Raw genomic sequence first — 20,404 nt, 5'->3', positions numbered from 1 at the left:
GGAGAGGAGATTTTAGCTGTTCTAAACGTCCTATCTTTGATTAAGCGGATAGATGAATGGAAATCAAGAAAAAATTGAGAAAAAACTCTAAAAATGGTAAAATAAAAGCATAAAATAAATATTTTAAGAACGTTTTTAAACAAAAAGGAGATAAGATTATGAAATTGAGAACAACTATCTTGGCAACAACTGCCAGCGTAACGTTGCTTGGGTTAGTAAATAGTCAACCTGTGTATGCGAATAGTACAACGAGCAGTCAAGTAGAAAGTTTAAAAAGTGAATTGATTAAAGCTAAGAGAGAATATGAACAAGCTAAAAATATCTATGACAATGCTTTATCATCTTCACCTAGCAATACGATTACACTGAGCGATAAGTATATAAAGGCTTTGAAGACGGCTTTTTCTGATTTTAATATTAGTCAGACTGAACGTGATAGAGCGAAGTCTATCTTGCAGTCAGAAAGTTTGAGATTAAAGAATCAAAATAGTTTCCATAAAGATGTTGCTGATGAGGGAGAACGTCTGGTTGTTAATAATTTATCGCTAGAGGTTAGAACAGAGCTATCATTTTTTGCTCAAGATTTAATAAATCAAGTACGCTCACAAGTTGGGACTGGTAGTGTAACTGTTTCAATTTCGGCACTTGACTTCGCAGATAAGGTGGCAAAGGAGTATGTAAAAGATGATTGGGGATTATCTAAATTGAGCACATTAGGTGTATCAGGTCACAATGCCGGAGGTATCAACCGAGTTGCAAAAATCTATGGCTTGCCTACCTCAGATGCTGAATCTGAAAAAAGAGGAGGTCAACTGTATGAGAATTTATTCTTTCGACCTGTAGCGTTAAGAGAAGCTACCAAATCTCAGCTAAAAGAAGCTATTTATACTGGTATGGTTGAATTTATGTTAAACGATACTGAATGGGGACATGCTCAAGCAATTGCAGGATTGAACTGGGGGAATCCATCAAGTAAAGATTATTTTGGCTTATCATTTTCTAGTCTTTCCTCAGTAAGCTCTGCTCATTTCATCACTATTTCTCAGGAAAATATTAATCGAGCAACGAAATCTAATTTTAGTACAGCTTCAGTAACGGATCCAAGATCTTCAAATCGTTATCAGGTTGTAAAAAAATTAGAAAATGATTACAAAAATAAAGAGAGAATTTATCAAGATTTAAAAAGTAAGTTGGAGAACCAGACAGGTAAAAGTACTGTAGAAGAAAATAATTCTAAGAAAGCAGAACCTATTAAACCGATTGAAAACACATCTGATTGGCGCGACAAATGGAAACAAGAGGGAAGTCATTGGTATTATTTTGATCATGCAGGAAAAGCTCTTGTCAGTGGTTGGAAAGGGAACTATTATCTCAAATCAAATGGTGTGATGGCACGTAATGAATGGGTTTATGATACAAACTATAAAGCTTGGTACTACCTCAAATCAGATGGAAGCTATGCACAAAATAGTTGGCAAGGAAGCTACTACCTTAAGTCAGATGGGAAAATGGCACAAAGTGAGTGGTTATACGATTCCAGCTATGAAGCGTGGTACTATCTCAAATCAGATGGAAGCTATGCACAAAATAGCTGGCAAGGAAGCTACTACCTTAAGTCAGATGGGAAAATGGCACAAAGTGAGTGGTTATACGATTCTAGTTATAAAGCTTGGTACTATCTCAAATCAGATGGAAGTTATCTGAGAGATCAATGGTTCAAAGACGGAAGTGCTTGGTATTATTTGAAAGCAGATGGTAAGATGGCACAAAATGAGACGATTGGTGGTTATCGTTTAGATTATTCTGGTAAGTGGATTTCTTAAAATTCATTACAATATTGTATAGAAAAGTCAGTGAAAACTGGCTTTTTTCTTTTGGAAAGGAAAGAGATGATTTTATATTATAAGAGGCCTCGAGCGCCAACATTTGAGGTTTTATAACATTTGAGATTTTATATTAATTTATATTTTATATGAGGAGATAGAATGCACAAAGTAAGAGAAACAAAAACATATGGCTCTATTCGGAAATCAAAAATTTATGGAACTTGTGGAGTGATACTAGGTTTAGCAGCTTTAAGTATGATAAGTCCAGTTATGGCAGATGAACGAACTGAAAATCCAGCCACAAATGCGCCTTATGCCCAGACGAGTCCAAGCAGTATTTCTACTGAAAATCAAGGAAAGAGTGAAGAAAAAACAGGAACGTTAGAAGTTTCTATTTCTCATTCTAGTTTAGATGAAACTGTTAAAAAGGCACAAGAAGCTGGATTGAAGGTGGAATTTGATTCTGTAGTAGATAAAGGAATCGCAAGTACAGCCTCTGAGTTGGACAAAAAGCAAAAGGAAGTCGAAAGTGATTATCGCACACAAGCAGATAGTGTTGAGAAAGTTACTGAAAAATATATAGAAGAAAAGAAACAGAATCAAGCAGAACGAAAGAAAATCCAAGAAGAAAATGCTTCAAAGAAAGAAAAATATCAAAAGGATTTAGATTCTTATAAGGCTGAAGTTAATCGAATTAATCAGAAGAATACTAGTATTCGTGCAGAGAATGAAAAAAATCAACGAGAGAATCAGGCAGAAACAGATCGTATTAATCAAGAGAACGCAGAAATCCGAAAACGAAATGCAGCTAAGAAAGTAGCTTATGAAAACTCTTTGACAGACTATACAAAGAAGCTAGCAACTATTAAAGCTGAGCGAGAGGCAATTCAAACAAGCAAGCCTTTATTTGGATCTGATACAGGTTTTAAAGTCTATGGAGAATTTAATACATTTGGTCAAGGGATGGAGTATTATGTTGACTTTACAGTTGTACCAGATGATGATCTCCAAGTCGAGAGCATGGACGGATTTTTAGGCTATCATGCAGATACTTATGTAACAGGGAGTGAAGGAACTCAAGTTGGCAAAGATCGTACAGGAGTCTACGATGTAATTAAAGCTCCAAAAGTTGGAGATACATTTTATATTCATAATATTGGAACGTTGACAGATGGTAGAAAGATTATGGCAAAAGTCATGGTTTCTGATTTAGGAGACTACCAAGGAGAAGTTCAAAATGGTGTTCCTGTGACAGATCCGGATATTTATCTTAAGGGAGGAGATGGAGGAAGTTTCTACTTTGTCTATAATAATCATACCCGTTTGGAAATGGTTTTTGATTTTTATATTGAAGGTACGACAACACCAGCTTCTTTATTAATTGGTACAGTGATTACAGATGTCGATTGGGGGCAAGGCTCAAATTTGAGTTATGGTTCATCTGGTCGTGGAATGGTTATTAATCCAAGTGGCTCTGGTTTAAATTTTGATGGTCGTGTTATGAAGGGAGTAGAATATGGTGTTAATGATACCTCGGATATCCCTAAGGGTTCTTTTGCTTCAGTAGGATATGGCTCTAGTCTAACGTACCTTCACACCTCATCTCCTGGTTCGACAGAGGGAAGAACTCGTGCTGAATGGGATGCAGAGAATGCGAGTGGAAATGCTCAAAATGTCGTGTTTACAATTTTGGGATCTGGTGCAGAATTGAAAAAGGCACCTTTCTTAACAAAACCATTTGAGCCAACCTATGAGAAGGAAACTACTCCACCAAGTTCTCCAAAAGGGAAAGAAGAGGAAGCACTACCACCAAAACCAGAGGAGCCAAAGGAGAAAGAAATTCCATCTTTGTTGTCAGCTCCAACAGTTAGAGTTAGATATGCACGTTTACAGGCTACACCTGATCTTGAAAAGTTTGTAAAGAATTCTACAGGTGAATCTATTGATAAAAGCTATGTGCCTAAGCTTTCAACAGTACAGTGGGAATTAACAACTAAGCCTCTTCCAGCTAATCGTGAAGCTATTACAGACTTTGAGATTGTAGATGCCTTGCCTTCAGGTTTTGTACTAGATGTAGAAGCTTCAAAGAACGCTAGCTCAGATTTTGAATTAACTTATGACGAGTCGAGTCATGTTGTTCGAATGAAAGGCTTAGAAAGTTTGAAATCTAAGCTTAATCAAGATTTAAGTAAGGAAGTACAAGTACCAGCTCCAGTTTTAGTAGGAAAAGTTATAAATGATGGTGCAACCTACAAGAATAATTTCCAATTAAAAATTAATAATAAGTACGAAAGTTATTCAAATATTGTTCAGGTTTCAACCCCAGGTAAACCGAACGATCCAGACAATCCGAATAACAACTTGATCACACCTCTCAAACACAATCATAATAAGGATGGTGTTATTATTGATGGTAAAACAGTTCTAGCTGGTTCAACGAATTACTATCATATAACCTTGGATTATGATCAATATAAGGGGATGAAGGCAGATTCATCTACTATTCTAAAAGGATTTGGTGCGATTGATGATTATCCAGAAGAGGCTGTTACGATTAATCAATCGGATATTCGTTATATTGACAGTGAAGGACAAGAAGTTGCTGGTATCTCAGTGTATCAGTATGATTCTATAGATGCCGTTGATAATGATAAGGTAAAAGCTTTTCTTGCTAGTTCTGAAATTAAGCCCAAGGGTGCTTTCCAAGTATTTTTAGTGGATGATCCAGAAGCCTATTTTAACCAGTATATCAAAGCAGGGAAATCGGTTACAATTATTGATCCAATGGTAACTAAGGAAGAACTGCGAAATACAGGGAAATCATTTGAAAATACAGCTTATCAAGTTGATTTTGGTAACGGTTATCAAACAGATACAGTTGTAAATAATGTTCCTACTGTTAAACCTACCAAGAAGAATCTGAATAAAGCAGGTGTTAACATCGATGGGAAACAGGTCTTGGCAGGTTCTGTCAACTACTACAAGGTAACGGCAGATTATAGCCAATACAAGGGCATTGAAGCAGATAAAGACCGTATTGGTAAAGGATTCTATATCGTTGATGATTACCCAGAAGAAGCTGTTACAATCAATCAAGACGGTGTTCAAGTGACAGATTCTAAAGGGCAAGTAGTTAAAGGTTTGAAAATGGCTCTTTATGAGAGTCTAGATAAGGCACCATCAGGTGTCCAAGAAGCCCTGAAGTCTAGCAATTTCACTCCGAAAGGAGCGATTCAAGTATTCGAGGCAGAGAATCCAGAGGAGTTCTACAAGACCTACGTGCAAGCTGGAGAAGTTCTGACGATTACCAACCCAATGACTGTTAAGAAGGAATTGGGTCAAACAGGTGGTAAGTACGAAAATACAGCTTATCAGCTTGATTTTGGTTCAGCTTATATCACAGATACAGTTGTAAATAATGTTCCTACTGCGAAACCTACCAAGAAGAATCTGAATAAAGCAGGTGTTAACATCGATGGGAAACAGGTCTTGGCAGGCTCTGTCAACTACTACAAGGTAACGGCAGATTATAGCCAATACAAGGGCATTGAAGCAGATAAAGACCGTATTGGTAAAGGGTTCTATATCGTTGATGATTACCCAGAAGAAGCTGTTACAATCAATCAAGATGGTGTTCAAGTAACGGATTCTAAAGGTCAAGTAGTTAAAGGTTTGAAAATGGCTCTTTATGAGAGTCTAGATAAGGCACCATCAGGTGTCCAAGAAGCCCTGAAGTCTAGCAATTTCACTCCGAAAGGAGCGATTCAAGTATTCGAGGCAGAGAATCCAGAGGAGTTCTACAAGACCTACGTGCAAACTGGAGAAGTTCTGACGATTACCAACCCAATGACTGTCAAGAAGGAATTGGGTCAAACAGGTGGTAAGTACGAAAATACAGCTTATCAAATTGATTTTGGTATGGCCTATGTAACTGAAACAGTAGTCAATAATGTTCCAAAGATTGAACCAAAGAAAGATGTTGTAATCGACCATCTAAGCAAAGAAAGCTTGGATGGAAAAGAGGTCAAACTGAATCAAACATTTAATTATAAATTAGTTGGTTCCTTGATACCAAGAGATCGCTCAGAGCAGTTGTTTGAGTATAAGTTTAGCGATGATTATGATGAAACACATGATGAGTATCAAGGTGTATATCAAGTGTTTGCGACTGTAGACTTTGAAACAAGTGACGGTCAAAAATTTAAAGCTGGAGATGAATTAACTAAGTATACTAGTCAGGTAGTAGACAAAGAAAAAGGAAAAGTAGATATTAGCTTTGATGATGCTTTCTTGAAGTCTATTTTAGAAACATCAGAATTTCAAGCAGAAGCTTACCTACAAATGACACGCATTCAATCAGGAACAGTAGAAAATACTTACTCTCATGCAGTTAATGGTGTGGAAGTTGTTTCCAATACGGTTGTGACTCATACTCCAGAAGAGGTAAAACCAGAAGAACCGAAAAAGGAAGAACCAAAACCAGAAGAACCGAAACACGAGGAACCCAAAGAAGAAGTTTCAAAAGTGGAATTACCTAATACTGGTATGAGTAGTTCCAACAATTTAGCTCTTCTTGGAATGGTTATGGGAACAATCGCTTTAGCTTTATCTATGCGAAAGAAAAAAGAATAGGTTAAAAATTTATGAAAAAATGGAAAAAGCGTTTTAGTGTAATCTTAGGACTGGCAGTTCTAGGATTTCCGAATTTAGTTGAAGTTGTAACACCGTTTGTAGAAATCACAAAGGTTTATGCACAGGAGAAAGAGGATGGCTATAGTAACAGTTTAAAGTTTTCGGGTACAACAACAACTAGTAAATCACAAGTAACTTATCATGATCCGATGGACTTGATTCAAATTATTGATTTATCAGGGTCTTTGTCTGATTCTGAATTTGAAAGAGCTAATGGTGTTGCTGGTGGTCGTAAACAACAAATTAATGACATGATTTATGTTATTGAGAATAAATTGACTGATGAAGATCATGTGATGGTAGCTTTTTATGGTACAAATACTGAAGATTCATATAAAATTGGTGATAGAGAAGGTTCTGATATAACACGTCTATTGACAAAAAAAGAAGCTATCGATTTATTAAAAGAGTTAAATTCGAACGAAGAAGTACATAGTATGTCATTGTCAAGCTCTTTAATTAGTTCATATGTTTCACCGTTGCTAGAATCAAAGAAATATTCTGTTTCAAAGAATTTTCCAATAGGAACAGGTTTTGAGGATGTGTACAAAGCACAAACTAATAAAAATAAACAAGTTTCAGTTCTTCAATTCACAGATGATTGGACTAGTATTTCAGGTACTAATGAGAATATTGATACTAGTTTTGCAGATTGGGCAAAGTCGAATGCTAAAACTTTTATGACGGTTGTAGATAGTGTTGTTGGGAATGATGCGTTATCTGTAAGTCAGCTTAAAAAAGCCGGTCATCCGAATATTAAGGTTTTCACTAAGTTAGACACACCTAATCGTCAAGAAGATATTGCTAAATTATTTGAGTCAACAGCGCTAGTAGTTGTTAATAAAACTATTAAACAAAAAGGAACCGTCTCTATTAGTCCGGAAGCAGATTTGACATTAACTTCAGCAGAATTAGTTTCTCCTAATGGTCAAAAAACTCCTCTAACTATCACCAATAATACCGTTTCTTGGTCAGGTGATTTGGATAATGGTTCCTATACTGTTAATTATACTTTTACTGGTACACCGTCTGTAGAACGTAGTATTCGCAGTTCTGTAACAGTAGATGGTAAAAAAGTAGATGAAAAAATCAATACTCTCAGACCTGAAAAAATTGCTTTTGAAACCAAATATGAAGAGGATTCATCGCTGGCTGCTGGTCAAGAGAAAGAAAAGCAAGCTGGTAGTGAGGGTTCACAATTGGTTTCTCTAAAAGATGGTAAGGTTATTTCAACTACTATTACAAAACCTAAAGTTGATCGCATTGTTCTTAGAGGAACTAAAGGATCAGACGTTGAGGTGAAGACAGAAGATATTCCTTTTAACACAACTTATACAGAGGATCCTGAGTTAGAAATTGGACAGACCAAAGTTGTAACTGAAGGTGCTATAGGTCAAAAAGAAATAACAAAGACTTATGTTACTCAATCAGGTAAACGTGTAGGGGAACCAGTCACCACAGAAAAAATCCTTAAAAAAGCCGTGGATAAAGTAATTGCAAAAGGTACAAAAGGGCAAGATGTGGATGTTGCAGAGTCTGATATAGCTTTTAAAACTGTTTATACAGAGGATCCTGAGTTAGAGTTTGGACAAGAAAAAATTCTAACTGAAGGTGTTGTAGGTGTTAAAAGAACTACCAAAACTTATGTAACTCAAAAAGGAGTTCGAACGAAAGATGAACCATCTATAAAAGAGGAAGTCCTTAAAGAAGCTGTTGATAAAGTAGTGGCTAGAGGAAGCAAATCAGCTGTTGCGACTAAGGAACTAGATTACAAAACAACATATGTTGAGGATAAAGAGTCAGAAGCAGGTAAAAAGACAGTTGTTACAAAAGGTAGCAAAGGTCATGAAACAAGCACTGTTACTCATAGTTTTAATTCTGAAACAGGAGAAGTGACCGCAAATGAACCAAAGGTTGAAAAAACTGAATCTGTAGACGAAGTGATTTCTGTGGGAACAAAGCCTATTGTCACAACTAAAGATTTGGATTACAAAACAAAATATGTTGAGGATAAGGAATCAGAAGCAGGTAAAAAGACAGTTGTTACAAAAGGTAGCAAAGGTCATGAAACAACCACGATTACCTATAGTTTTAATTCTGAAACAGGAGAAGTGACCGCGGATGAACCAAAGGTTGAAAAAACTGAATCTGTAGACGAAGTTATTTCAGTAGGGACTAAGCCCAAAGTTGAAATTATGGAAACGGAATTTAAAACTGAAAAACGAGAAAATAAAGATTTAAAGAAAGGTGAAGAAAAAATTATTCAAGCTGGTGTTAAAGGTAGAGAAACAATTACGACAACTTATTATCTTGACCCAGATACTGGAGAGGTAAAAGAAAACAAACCGACTCTTGAAAAAGTAGATCCTGTAAATGAAATTATCGAAGTAGGCACCCAAGTTGAAAAAGTATTACCTAATACGGGAACTAGTTTATCCAATTTCTTGACTTTGACAGGAATTATTGGAATAGCATTAGGAATCTCTGTAATAATCTATAGGAAATTAAATAAAAAGTAGTAAAATATAATGTAAAAACAATATAAAAAATATTGTTAAGGTTGTCGATTTATGCTATAATAACGATAAATCGTGGAGGAGTAGAGTTATGAAATTAGGGAGTGATTTTTCCTGGTTATGGGTGGCTATTATTAGGATTTTTACAGCTCCCTTTTATATCGTTCTTTGGTGTATTAATGTTGTGAAATCAGCTGTCGGTATGTTTTTATTCTGGATTATAGGAAAGATATGCCTGACACTTGTGTTAATTGCGTTGTTAGCTGGCATACACTATCTTTTTAAAGAATCCAGTGAAAAATTTTTATCAGCTATTCTTGGATGGTACTATCCTAATATTATGGGGTGGTCCACTGAACCATGGATGACTTCTGGTCAAGTGTTTGAAGCTCCCAAAGGGGCAGTTAGTTTTTTCCCATATCCACATATTGAAGCTACCATTATGATAGTACTTACTCTTCTAGTAGCTACTGTTCGGACGATTTATCGTGAAGAATTTGATGAATTATAAAAATAGTATTGTGTTTGGCACTGTAGAAATCTCTGCAGTGCCTTTTGTTATAAGAAATGAAATTAAAAGAGGTAAAACAAAATGGAAATTATTACAAAAATTATTACTGGTCTAGGTGTAGTTGGAACAATCACAGGTCTTATCTGGATCTGGAATGGTGCGGTTGATTATATTCAAGGAAGAAAGAATAAAGATAAGCAAAGACAAGATGATGGGTCTGATTCTATGATTAATGGTGCATTCTTGGCTGTTGCTTCTGCTGGGATTGCGGCTGCAGTCGTTGCATCACTGTCTCAGCTAAAATTTTAGGAGTAGCCTATGAATTTAGATATTAGAGAGCTAACTAGTTCTCTTTCCAGTTACAGCTCTGCGACAAACCAAGCTGTAAATATAATGGCTGATGCAGTCAGACCTATTGGGTATATCCTTTTAGGTCTTTTTTTCTGGTTTGAAATGGCATCGTGGTCACAAATGGTCAAGTCGAGAGGGGGAGCATTAACACAGAAGATTTGGTTAGAGGCTTTCATGAAATATTTATTTGCTTTCATTATGATCTCTGCTTCATCCCAAATTTGTGATGCCATTCTGGAATTACTTAATATTATTGTAAAGGTAATTGCTCATGTAACACCTACTGTTAAAACGACCATTGATTCAAACATCTCTGGTGGAAAAGGTTGGTTTGAAAAACAAATTATTGGATTTGTTGGCTTTATTGTTGGTAAAGTTTCTAACATTATTCTAGGGATTATTGTTTTCTTACGTTACTTGGATTTGTATATGCTTAAAGCACTAGCTCCATTGTTAGTAGCCTTCTTTATGATGGATTCGTTGCGCTCTGTTACGATTAACTTCCTAAAATATTTTGCAGCGTCAGCCTTTATAGGAGTTATTCTAATTGTGGTATCTGTTGTATATAGTGGTTTAGTCACTACAGATATGTTAAAAGTTGCGGCAGGATCTAGTGGAAGTTGGGGAACAGCATTTGCTTCAATCGCTAAAGGTGTTATATACATCTTTACACTTGTTGGAACTAGTCGAAAAGCTAAGCAACTTTTAGGAGTGTAATCCATGTGTAGAAAAATTAGAATTAATCGATGTGAGTTTGTATGAGAGGAAACTAATTGAAAAAAATTGGATCAGAATTTTTAAGAGAATTTGAAACAGAGGACAGACCGATTTTATTTGGATTAACAGGTAGAATGATTGTTCTCTATGTATGTTTGCTAATAGCTGTCTCAGGGACAATTGCTATATACTTCTTTGGTTTACCTGATTGGTACATCTATCTTTGGGATGCTCTATTTGTTGTTCCTGGAGGAATGTACGGTACGGGAATGACTAAGCGAATGCGGATTAAAGAAAAAATTAATTTCTTTTTCCGAATCCAACAAAGAACTTATGAGACAGAATTTGGAAAGGTAGGAATGTATACGAAAGATGAGTTTATTCAAAAGCAAAAGAGAAAAACTAGAAAACGCAGAAAAGAAAAGAATTGAGCGCTTGCGTCGTCAGATGAAACCTACGACGCAAAATACAATCAATTATACACTACTGCACGAAGATGGATTAATGCACATTGCTCGTGAGAAGTATTCTCGTAGCTTTATGTTGGGAGATGCTTCTTACTCAACTGCTCAACAAGATGAAAAAGAGAGCATCATCGATACAACGATGGATGCTCTCAATTCACTGGATGAGGGCAGTAACTATCAACTCTTAGTAATTAACCGTAGAGTATCGGATAACTCCTTGCAGAATATTTTGTTTGAAGAAACAAACGATGGCTACGATGACTATCGTGAGGAGCTAAATGAGATGATCAAGGAGCGATTTACAACACACGCTAACAACTTCGAGGTACATAAGTATGTGACCATTTCAACGAACGCTGATGATCGAAAACAGGCGCAGTTGTTACTACAAGATATTGGAGTTTCCCTTGGGACTCAGTTCCAGGAATCTGATATTAATTTTAGGGATATGAATGGTTTGGATCGTCTAAAAGTCTTTTCTGAGCTACTACGAGGTAACCCGTATGTCAATTTCGATTACAAAGAAATTGCTTTGACAGGTTTATCCACTAAATCATTTATTGCGCCAAAAAGGATTGAATTTCAAGAAAAACGCATGATTATAGATGATAGTTGGGTCAAGGTACTCTATGCACACCGCTACCCTAACTGGATGTCCGATCGTCTCATTCGTGATTTAACAACACTAGGATTTGAACTAGCTATTACTATCCATGCGGAACCTTATGAGAATGTTGAAATCTTAGAGAAGATTGACGATGCAGAAACAGATGCTGAAATTGGGAAACTTCGTTCTAAACGCAAGGCAGCTCAATCTGGTATCTTTGATGATGCGGTTGTGGCTGGTCGTGACCAAGAAATCTCAGAAGCTACCAAGAAGTGGCGAGACGAGATTACTGAGTATGATCAGAAAATCTTCTCTGGTTTGATTGCAGTGTATTTTAAGGCAGAGAGCCAAGAGGAACTACAACGTAATGAACAAAAGATTAAGCGTGCTGGCCGTAAATTAGGGGTAGAGTTTGAAGATCTTTATTATTATCAAGAGGAGGCTTTGAATACGATTCTACCTATCGGTGAGTGCTTCTTGAATGTGAAGAAGAATTTCATGAGAAAGATGACAACAGCTAATATTGCTACGCAAGTCCCTTTTACCAATGTGGACTTGAAGTCTGAAAGCTCACTCGCTCGCTACTATGGTCAAAATCAGTTATCAAACAATATCATTACACTAGATCGAAAACGTGATTTGAACACGGGTTCAGGTGTTGTGTTAGGTTCTTCAGGATCTGGTAAATCTACAACAATAAAGGGTGGAGAAGTTATTCCAACTTTACTGAAATATCCAGAAGACAGAGTTATCATCGTGGATCCCGAAGATGAATATTCTGATATTGGCCGTGCTTTCGGTGCTCAGATGGTGGATATTTCGATTGGTTCTAAAACACATATCAATCTTTTGGATCTACCAGATCTGGATCGTTTGGATGATGAGGATGACGATCCAATAGGGGATAAAGCAAACTTGTTGATGGGATTGTTTGAATCGATTCTGTCAGAGGTGACAGATGCACAGATTGGGATTATTGACCGAGTGACAGGTGTGACTTATGAACGCTATTTGACGGAGAATTTTACCCCAACATTAAAAGAGTGGCACCAGGTATTGAAGGAACAACCAGAGCCAGAAGCTCAAGATTTAGCTTTGGCAGTGGAAACCTATACAACTGGTTCTCAAGATATTTTTGCTCACAATACCAACGTGGATCTCAATCATCGCTTTGTTATCTTTAATCTGAAGAAGTTGTCTCATAAGTTGAAGCCGTTTGCTTTAATGGTTATTCAGGATTATATCTGGAATCAAATTGTAGAGAATCAAGGGAAATGTACTACATGGGTTTACTTTGATGAGATGCAGATTCTATTTAAAAATAAGGCTCAAGCAGACTTCTTTACTACGTTGTATTCACGGATTCGGAAATATGGTGCGATTCCAACAGGAATCACCCAGAACGTAGAAACGCTAGCTGCTGTTGAAGAAGGTCGGAAATTGCTCTCAAATAGTGAGTTTATGATTTTACTCAAACAAAAACCCCAAGATTTGGCTATCCTAAAAGAGATTGTCAATCTGACTGATAAACAGATTCGCTACTTGGCACGGCCAAAAGCTAAAGGTACTGGCTTAATCGTAGCTGGGCCAGTTGTGGTGCCATTTGAAAATCCAATACCAAAGAATACTAAGTTGTATAACTTAGTCGCAACAGACGCTTAGGAGTCTCACTATGGATCAGGAGAAAGCCAGACCAAAAACAATCGGTCATAGGTTGGATCGAAAGCTAGAAAAAGTTCGTAAGAATTACCGAACGGTTCAACAAGATAGCGCAAAACAACTTACGAAGTTACAATCTAAGACTCACTCTAAACGTCAGTTGGTAAAGAAGAGTCGAAGCCAATTTCGAGCTTCTAAGAACAAGGTCAAGAAAATACAAAAAGAGTATAAGAGAATCCAAAAAGAGTACAAGAATATCCAGAAACAAGGAAGAAATCTTGGAAAAGAAGGAAAGGCACTTCGTCCAGAGGAAATTAAAAAGCAGGTCTTCCTTAAGCAGGAATTAGATAGGAACAATAAAAAGCAGGTTTTCCTTAAGCAGGAATTAGATAGGAACAATAAAAAACAGACATCCCTTAAGCAGGAATTAGATAAGGCGAAACTGGAGAAAAAAACTTCTAAAAGAACTTTTAAAGTCGCTCAAGAGGCTAATGGTGGTTCACGCAAGAAGAAGTTTCTTCGTGCTACTAAACAATCAGTAGAACGAGTTGCTAATCAACAAGCTAGTTCTACAGCTCATCAGGATGATACCCTTTCAGATATAGCCCGAACTAAGAATCAGTATCAGGATATTCAGATTCAAGGGAAACGGATCAAAACGATTGGGAAATATAGTGGTAAACTTGGCCAAGGAATGGTTAAATCGAGCTATAGCCTTGGAAATAGAGTCTACAATAAGGCTAAGGGTAGAGGCTTCACTCGAACTCCAAGAGAATTTTCTTGGGAAGGAAAACTCTCTCGTCGTATTCAGGATTATAAGAAACGCTTGGCTGCTTCTAAAACAGGAAAAGTGGCTAAGAAAGCGAGGAAGTTTTACCGTGTAGGTTCTAAACCGCTTAAAGCTATTATCAAAAATCCATTTAGCTTAAAGGCTTATCTGATTGCTTTTGGTCTGCTTTTGTTTCTGGCTATACTTGGTATTGGTAGTTCAGGAATTACCCGTCAAGATGAATTTGATTTGAATGATACCTGGTTGTATCTTTCAAAATTGGATCGTGAAAAATCGAATGACAAGGTAGATTATTGGACAAAAATTGACGATCCACTTTTGTACTTGAATTATAAGTATGATGATATTTCAGATAAGCTTCGTATAGACGGGAATAAATATTTTTCACAACAGAATCGTGGAAAACTTTACTTAGATACCTTATGGAAGAATTTGAATGGGGATAAAGACAATCTTAAAACGATGGAAGAGCTTTATACCAAAAATAATCTCTATAAGCTTGACAAGGACGAGTTAGAGGAGTATAAACAACTCTTAGAAATCGCTAGAGATAGTGGAAAATATATGTTGCTTCAAGAACTAGATAATCCATTTTATACAGAAGAACAACCTGAATCACAAGCACCTCTTCAGATTATTGAGCGTTTTGGATATAAATCGAAGACGGAAGTTTTTAATGGCTCTGTTTTGCAGGCCTCAGGAGGTCAGTCTCTGTTAGCTGTTTTAGATGGGAAAGTTGAAGTTAAGGGGAGTGACATAGAAATTAGTGATCAGGATTCTAAGTTTCTGTATAAGAATGTAGATACGATTCGCTATAAAACAGGTGATCATGTTAAATCTGGAGATATCATCGGGAAAGTAGCATCTGAAGGAAATCAAACTGTTTATTATCAAAAGCTAGAACCAGATCGATCAAACAAGAAAGATAAAGATGGGAATATCAAGAAGAGCTGGACTTATGTCAATGTCGGTTTTTACTTCCAGCGTGTAGAATATACCCAAGCAACATCTGTTGTCAGTAACATTGAAACATCTGGAGATAAAGGAAGACGTGCAAGGGCTTTTGCAGATGCAATTAAAAAAAATATACCAGAAGCAACAGATGAAGGAATCGCAGCCGTTTTGGGAGGATTTGATATTGAGAGTTCCATCACCTTTAAACGCTATGAAACAGACTTTCTAACCAATAATCAGTTTGATAAAGTTGCTAAAGAACCAACTGCAGAAAATCTAGTTGGCAACTGGGGAGCCTTTCAAGCTATGTACCCTACCTTGCCTTTAAATGAAAGAGGTTATCAAGTCAATGGTTTGCACTATATCGGAATTGGGATTGGTCAATTTACTGGCCCTCGTGCTCTTGCATTGTGGAATTTTGCAAAATCTGTGAATGGAGATATTTGGTCTGCGGAAGTCCAAACAAAATTTCTTCTGGAGGAAGATGATCCAACTAGACGTGCAGCATTCAGAAGAATTGTAACATCTACTGGATCCGTAGAAGCTCTTGCGGAGGACTTCTTGAACGCTTGGTTGGGAGTACCAGGTAATAAGCTTCTAGAACGACAAAATGCAGCCCGTCAATGGTTGAATTTCTTAAAAAATAAAGGAGGAGGTTCGACAGGTGTTTCTAGCAAGCAAGTTCCAGCAGAATATAAAGATAAGCTACCTTATGGACTACCTACCGATCAAGCACTTTTAGAAGGACAAGGCTATTCAGGTAACGCTTATGAACTAGGGAATTGTACTTGGTATGTCTATAATCGCTTTGCTCAAATTGGAGTTGGCATTCATCCCTATCTAGGTAATGCCAATCAATGGGTTGATAGTGGCCAAGCGCAAGGATATGACATCTCAACGACTCCTAAACCAGGTTCTGCAGCTGTATTCATGAATGGTGTGGCTGGGGCATCGCCAATCTATGGTCACGTTGCTTTCTGTGAGTACGTTAATAGCGATGGTAGCTTCTTAGTTTCAGAAATGAACTTTGGTGGTTTATATGTATCAAGTTGGCGTACTTTGAAACCACAATCAGGTATCTATTTTGTTACCCCTAAATAAGAAAGGAAAAGAATGTATAATCAAAAGTTAATCAAAATGGTAAAGGGATTTTTTATGGGATTCATTGCCGTTTTATGTATTGTATTGGGTTATTCTATTTCTCAAGTACAACAGAATTTGAGACAGAATAGTCAAGTTCAGGAAGAGGCGAAGCAAAAACCAGAAGAGAAACAGCAGGAACAACTATCTCTTACTGAACAGCAGGTCGAGGACTTCCTAATTGCTTACTATACCAAAAAGGATTTAGAAGAGAATCGACCACGCTATAAGCCTTTTATGACGGATTCCATGTATCAGGAAACTATTCAAGAAGAACAGAAACCAGTTAATCAGACCTATAAGGGGTATGTGGTTGACCAAGCTTTTGAATCAGGATCTATATACATTGATAAACAACATAAAATTGCTTTAGCTCAGGTTCAATATACTAGTACCACCTTAACAGAGAAAGACAATAGGGCTTCTAAGGGGCTCACTGGTAGCACTAAGGCGACAATTCGGTTGACCTACGTAGAAAAAGCAGGGAAACTATTGATCAATAAAATAGAGCCCATCGTATTGACTGAAGCGAGAGGACAAAGTATAGGAACTTATACAGATACTAGCAGTTCAAGCTCGACTACAGTTTCCTCTACATCAACGGCAACACCTACATCTTCTGAACCAACAACCGCAACTAGTAGTAACCAATAAGGAGAATTGAATGAATAAAAAAATAGAACAACTTGAAGGTAAACTTGAGAAAGTGAGAAAAGATAAGGAAAAAGCGCAACGACAAAAAGAAGAAGCAGATAACAAAATCAAGAATTACATAAATCAAGAAAAAGATTTGGAAGCACAGCTTTTTGTGGCACTATCAGAAGAAAGTGGCTTATCCTATCAGGAAATGAAGGAACTCATTCTTCCAGCACAATCAAGTAACCAAGGAGTGAACCATGTATAAAATTATCAATCAACTGACTAATCAAGAGGAAACATTTGAGCACCGAGATGACTTGTTCTCAAGGCTAGAAATCATCAATGAGCGAATGAAGAGTAATAAAATAAACGGAATCTATCGACTTTATTCTTTCAATTCTGAAGGTGAGATCCTACAAGAAGATAGACTTGAAATACCTTTTGTTGGAATTATTGATCAGTTGCTGGAAAATTTTGGTACGAGTGCTGGAAAGAAAAAGAAAGGTTTGCTTCATTTTTTAGAAAAACATAAAGAAAAGAACTCTTCACTAGGTACACCAGAACCTCACCCCCACCCCCAACCAGAACCAGCTCCTGAACTAGAAGATCTAACGGTAAAGAAAGAAGCAGATAGGAATCGACAAAGGATTGCGGAGCTGGTTTCTCAGAAGCCTCAAGATGAGGTTGGAGAGGAAGTACCTTTGGAAGATAAAAATACCTATTCTTCCAGTGAATGGACTACAGAAGACTTCAGTAGGTTGGATAAAAAAGAGGAAGAACTAGTAGAAGCTTCACAAGATATGTCTACACAAGAAGTAGTTTCTATTGTTGAAAAATCAACTCAGGAAGAGAAAAGACCTCTTTCTGTTAAAGAAGATAAGTGTAATGTTGAGCCTTCCTTCTCCCTTTCTCATGTGACTTCAGTAAATTTACCTTCAGAGGTTATTGATAGCTTTGAGGCTCAGACGGTTACTTATAAGCAATCTATTAAACATAAAATTCAGTCTAACGAAGAGTTTATTAAGGAAGCAAACGAGGAAATTAATGAGTGCCAAAACAAAATCAATGAGTTGCGAAAACAGATTCTTGCCAAAGAGAAACAAGCTAGTCAACTGAAGGATCTTTATTTTAAAATTGAAGAGGTGAGCTAAAATGGAACAAGAACAAGTGGTAGCCCAATTAGGACGGGCAACTCTTGTGACAGGAGAAATCATCTTAAAAGGACTCTTCCTGGTGAGCTCTAAGGCAGTTGAAATTTATCAAGCCAGAGGGGAGAATGTAGTCTTTACTGGTGATACAGACTGGAATAAATTTATGGCAACGGCAGATGCTAAAGAAGTCCAGCAATTACTACATAATGAAGTCAATCTCGAGGCAGTTCGAAAAGAACTAGGCCAATACGGGATTGGCTTTTCTTTTTATACTCATCCAGATGGAAAGACAACTCTTGCTTTTAATGCAAAAGATAAAGGTGTGGTCGAACAAGCCTTTAAGGATGTCCTAGAAGGTATCACAAGAGATCCTAAAGGATTCAATGAGCGAAACCTTAAAAATGGGAAAACAACTTCTTTTGAAGAGAAATTGCAACATTTCAAAGCAGTGGAACAAGAGAAAATTTCTTCCCTCCAGGTAAATATTCATACGAAGGAGTTTGTTCTTCCAGAAAATATCGAACCACAGATTGGAGGAAAAATGAAGTGATTACAGAAAAGAAGAAACGGAGACTTAGACCGTATTTGTTGTTAGGAATTGGTCTATTCTACCTCTTTCATTGGTTCTTTAAACTATGGCTGTTGGCACCAGATACTGATTCAGTAACGGATGTATTTGGATTTGGAAAGCTTAACTGGATGAGCGATCATCTGAACGATAAGTCTTGGATCGATTTTCAATTTACTCCAGCTTCTTTATTAATTGGTATGGGCGGATTTTTGATTGCTTTTCTACTGTATTTGAGAGTATCTGATACGGGGACTTACCGCTATGGAGAAGAACATGGATCAGCTCGTTTTGCGACAAGAGAAGAGTTGATGAGATTCCGAGACGAAGAACCTGAAAAGAATATGATCTTTACTCAAAATAGTCAGATGGGACTATTTAATAACCGATTGAGCTTTGAAAATCAGATTAATAAAAATATTCTGGTGTATGGTGGTACAGGGGATTCAAAGACACGTAGTGCTGTAAAGCCGAATATTTTACAAGGAAACTCTAGTTTTGTGACTACAGATACCAAAGGAATTCTCATTCATGAAACAGGGAAATCACTTGTAGAAAAGGGTTATAAGATGAAGATTTTTGATCTGATTACTTTCTTGAATTCAGATGGCTTCAACGTTTTTAGATATATTCATAATGAAATGGATATAGACCGAGTGGCAGAGGCAATTACAGAGTCTCTCAACAGAAATGGTCATGAAAGTGATCCTTTTTGGCCTGCAGCAAATAAACTCTTGATGCGTTCTCTTATTGGCTATCTTTATTTTGATGGTAAGCTCGATCACTATCTGCCTAATTTAGGGCAGGTTACAGATATGATTCGAGAATTGAGACGGAATCATCCAGAAGCGGAGAGTCCTGTTGAATTGATGTTTGAAGACCTGGAAAGAAGGAGCCCAGGAAATTATGCTAGTAGGCAGTGGGATCTATTCAATAAAAACTTTGATGGCCAAACACGGGCTTCTGTTTATGCTATCTTTGCAACAACCTTCTCAGTATTTGATCATGAGCAACTAAGAAAGATTATTGAAAAGGATACACTCGAGATTGAAAAATGGAATATTGAGAAGACAGCAGTTTTTATTCATATTCCAGAAGTGGATCCAGCTTATCAGTTCTTATCTGCCCTTCTTTTTAGTACCATTTTTGATGTGCTAATAAAAACTGCAGATGCAGTTATTTTAGGCGATCATCCAACAAAGACCAAGGAAGATTTATTGCATCTACAGGTGTGGGCGGATGAGTTTGGTCAGATTGGGAAGATTCCTAATTTACCACCAATTATCTCAGTGATTCGTTCTCGAGAGATTTCTATCAAGATGATGGTACAATCTCAAAGTCAGATTGAAGTGCTGTATGGTAAAGAAAATACAAAGACGATTATCAATAACTGTGGTGCTATTCTTTATTTAGGTTCCAATGACTTAGACACGCTTAAGTACCTATCTGAGCGATCAGGGAAGCAAACTTTGAATGATCAGAATTATAGTGAGAGCAGAGGAAGAAATGCCAGCAGTTCTAAGCAGAACTCTAAAATTGGTCGGGAATTGTTAACACCGCATGAGGTGGCCACGATTGGAACAACAGAAGCCCTACTCTTTCTATCCAAACAAAATGTTTTTCGGGATCAAAAATTTAACCTGGACACGCATCCAAGAGCCCATCTCTTAAGTAATGGACCGAATGATGACAACTGGTATCGATACAAGCGCTATCTGAGCGATATTGATGAGTGGAAAGACCAGGTTGGGGAAGAAAATGTCATTCATATTGGGATTAAGGAAGTTGAGGAAGTGCCTCTTAAAGTAAGTTAGGA

14 protein-coding genes are annotated in these 20,404 nt (G+C 37.0%); all 14 read left to right on the top strand.

Features of this window, described 5'->3' with window-relative positions:
• The first annotated feature begins 158 nt into the window (after positions 1-158).
• Positions 159-1,823: an SEC10/PgrA surface exclusion domain-containing protein gene (locus FQT24_RS11225; RefSeq protein WP_143952333.1), complete on the top strand. Its 1,665-nt coding sequence runs from the start codon at positions 159-161 to the stop codon at positions 1,821-1,823.
• A 162-nt stretch (positions 1,824-1,985) separates the two neighbouring features.
• On the top strand, positions 1,986-6,458 hold the full coding sequence (locus FQT24_RS04625) for an SspB-related isopeptide-forming adhesin (protein WP_143952332.1): 4,473 nt from the start codon (positions 1,986-1,988) through the stop codon (positions 6,456-6,458).
• 11 nt (positions 6,459-6,469) lie between these two features.
• A complete protein-coding gene (locus FQT24_RS04620) occupies positions 6,470-9,037 on the top strand; it encodes a G5 domain-containing protein (RefSeq protein WP_143952331.1) in 2,568 nt (855 codons plus the stop codon).
• A gap of 88 nt (positions 9,038-9,125) precedes the next feature.
• Positions 9,126-9,545, top strand: a complete 420-nt coding sequence (locus tag FQT24_RS04615; RefSeq protein WP_050267430.1) for a hypothetical protein — start codon at positions 9,126-9,128, stop codon at positions 9,543-9,545.
• 81 nt (positions 9,546-9,626) lie between these two features.
• Positions 9,627-9,854, top strand: a complete 228-nt coding sequence (locus tag FQT24_RS04610) for a hypothetical protein (protein WP_000402890.1) — start codon at positions 9,627-9,629, stop codon at positions 9,852-9,854.
• A gap of 9 nt (positions 9,855-9,863) precedes the next feature.
• Positions 9,864-10,613 (top strand): TrbL/VirB6 family protein, encoded by a 750-nt coding sequence (locus FQT24_RS04605; RefSeq protein WP_143952330.1) that lies wholly within the window; start codon positions 9,864-9,866, stop codon positions 10,611-10,613.
• Positions 10,614-10,669: 56 nt separating this feature from the next.
• Complete coding sequence (locus FQT24_RS04600) at positions 10,670-11,044, top strand: hypothetical protein (RefSeq protein ID WP_143952329.1); 375 nt, start codon at positions 10,670-10,672, stop codon at positions 11,042-11,044.
• A complete protein-coding gene (locus FQT24_RS04595) occupies positions 10,986-13,349 on the top strand; it encodes a VirB4-like conjugal transfer ATPase, CD1110 family (protein ID WP_143952328.1) in 2,364 nt (787 codons plus the stop codon). The genes FQT24_RS04600 and FQT24_RS04595 overlap by 59 nt, the downstream gene beginning before the upstream one ends.
• A gap of 10 nt (positions 13,350-13,359) precedes the next feature.
• Positions 13,360-16,191 (top strand): phage tail tip lysozyme, encoded by a 2,832-nt coding sequence (locus FQT24_RS04590; protein ID WP_143952327.1) that lies wholly within the window; start codon positions 13,360-13,362, stop codon positions 16,189-16,191.
• A gap of 36 nt (positions 16,192-16,227) precedes the next feature.
• A complete protein-coding gene (locus FQT24_RS04585) occupies positions 16,228-16,884 on the top strand; it encodes a hypothetical protein (protein ID WP_260666271.1) in 657 nt (218 codons plus the stop codon).
• 10 nt (positions 16,885-16,894) lie between these two features.
• Positions 16,895-17,134, top strand: a complete 240-nt coding sequence (locus tag FQT24_RS04580) for a hypothetical protein (protein ID WP_143952325.1) — start codon at positions 16,895-16,897, stop codon at positions 17,132-17,134.
• On the top strand, positions 17,127-18,020 hold the full coding sequence (locus FQT24_RS04575) for a hypothetical protein (RefSeq protein ID WP_143952324.1): 894 nt from the start codon (positions 17,127-17,129) through the stop codon (positions 18,018-18,020). The genes FQT24_RS04580 and FQT24_RS04575 overlap by 8 nt, the downstream gene beginning before the upstream one ends.
• A 1-nt stretch (position 18,021) precedes the next feature.
• Positions 18,022-18,570, top strand: a complete 549-nt coding sequence (locus tag FQT24_RS04570) for a DUF3801 domain-containing protein (protein ID WP_143952323.1) — start codon at positions 18,022-18,024, stop codon at positions 18,568-18,570.
• Positions 18,567-20,402, top strand: coding sequence for a VirD4-like conjugal transfer protein, CD1115 family (locus tag FQT24_RS04565; protein WP_143952322.1), 1,836 nt, complete (start codon positions 18,567-18,569; stop codon positions 20,400-20,402). Before FQT24_RS04570 ends, FQT24_RS04565 begins: the two co-directional genes overlap by 4 nt.
• Positions 20,403-20,404 lie beyond the last annotated feature (2 nt).

This window comes from Streptococcus mitis, from assembly GCF_901542415.1.
Classification (GTDB): Bacteria; Bacillota; Bacilli; order Lactobacillales; family Streptococcaceae; genus Streptococcus; species Streptococcus mitis_BL.
The sequence above is the reverse complement of the archived record's forward strand: the minus strand, read 5'-3'. Positions and strand labels throughout refer to the sequence as shown.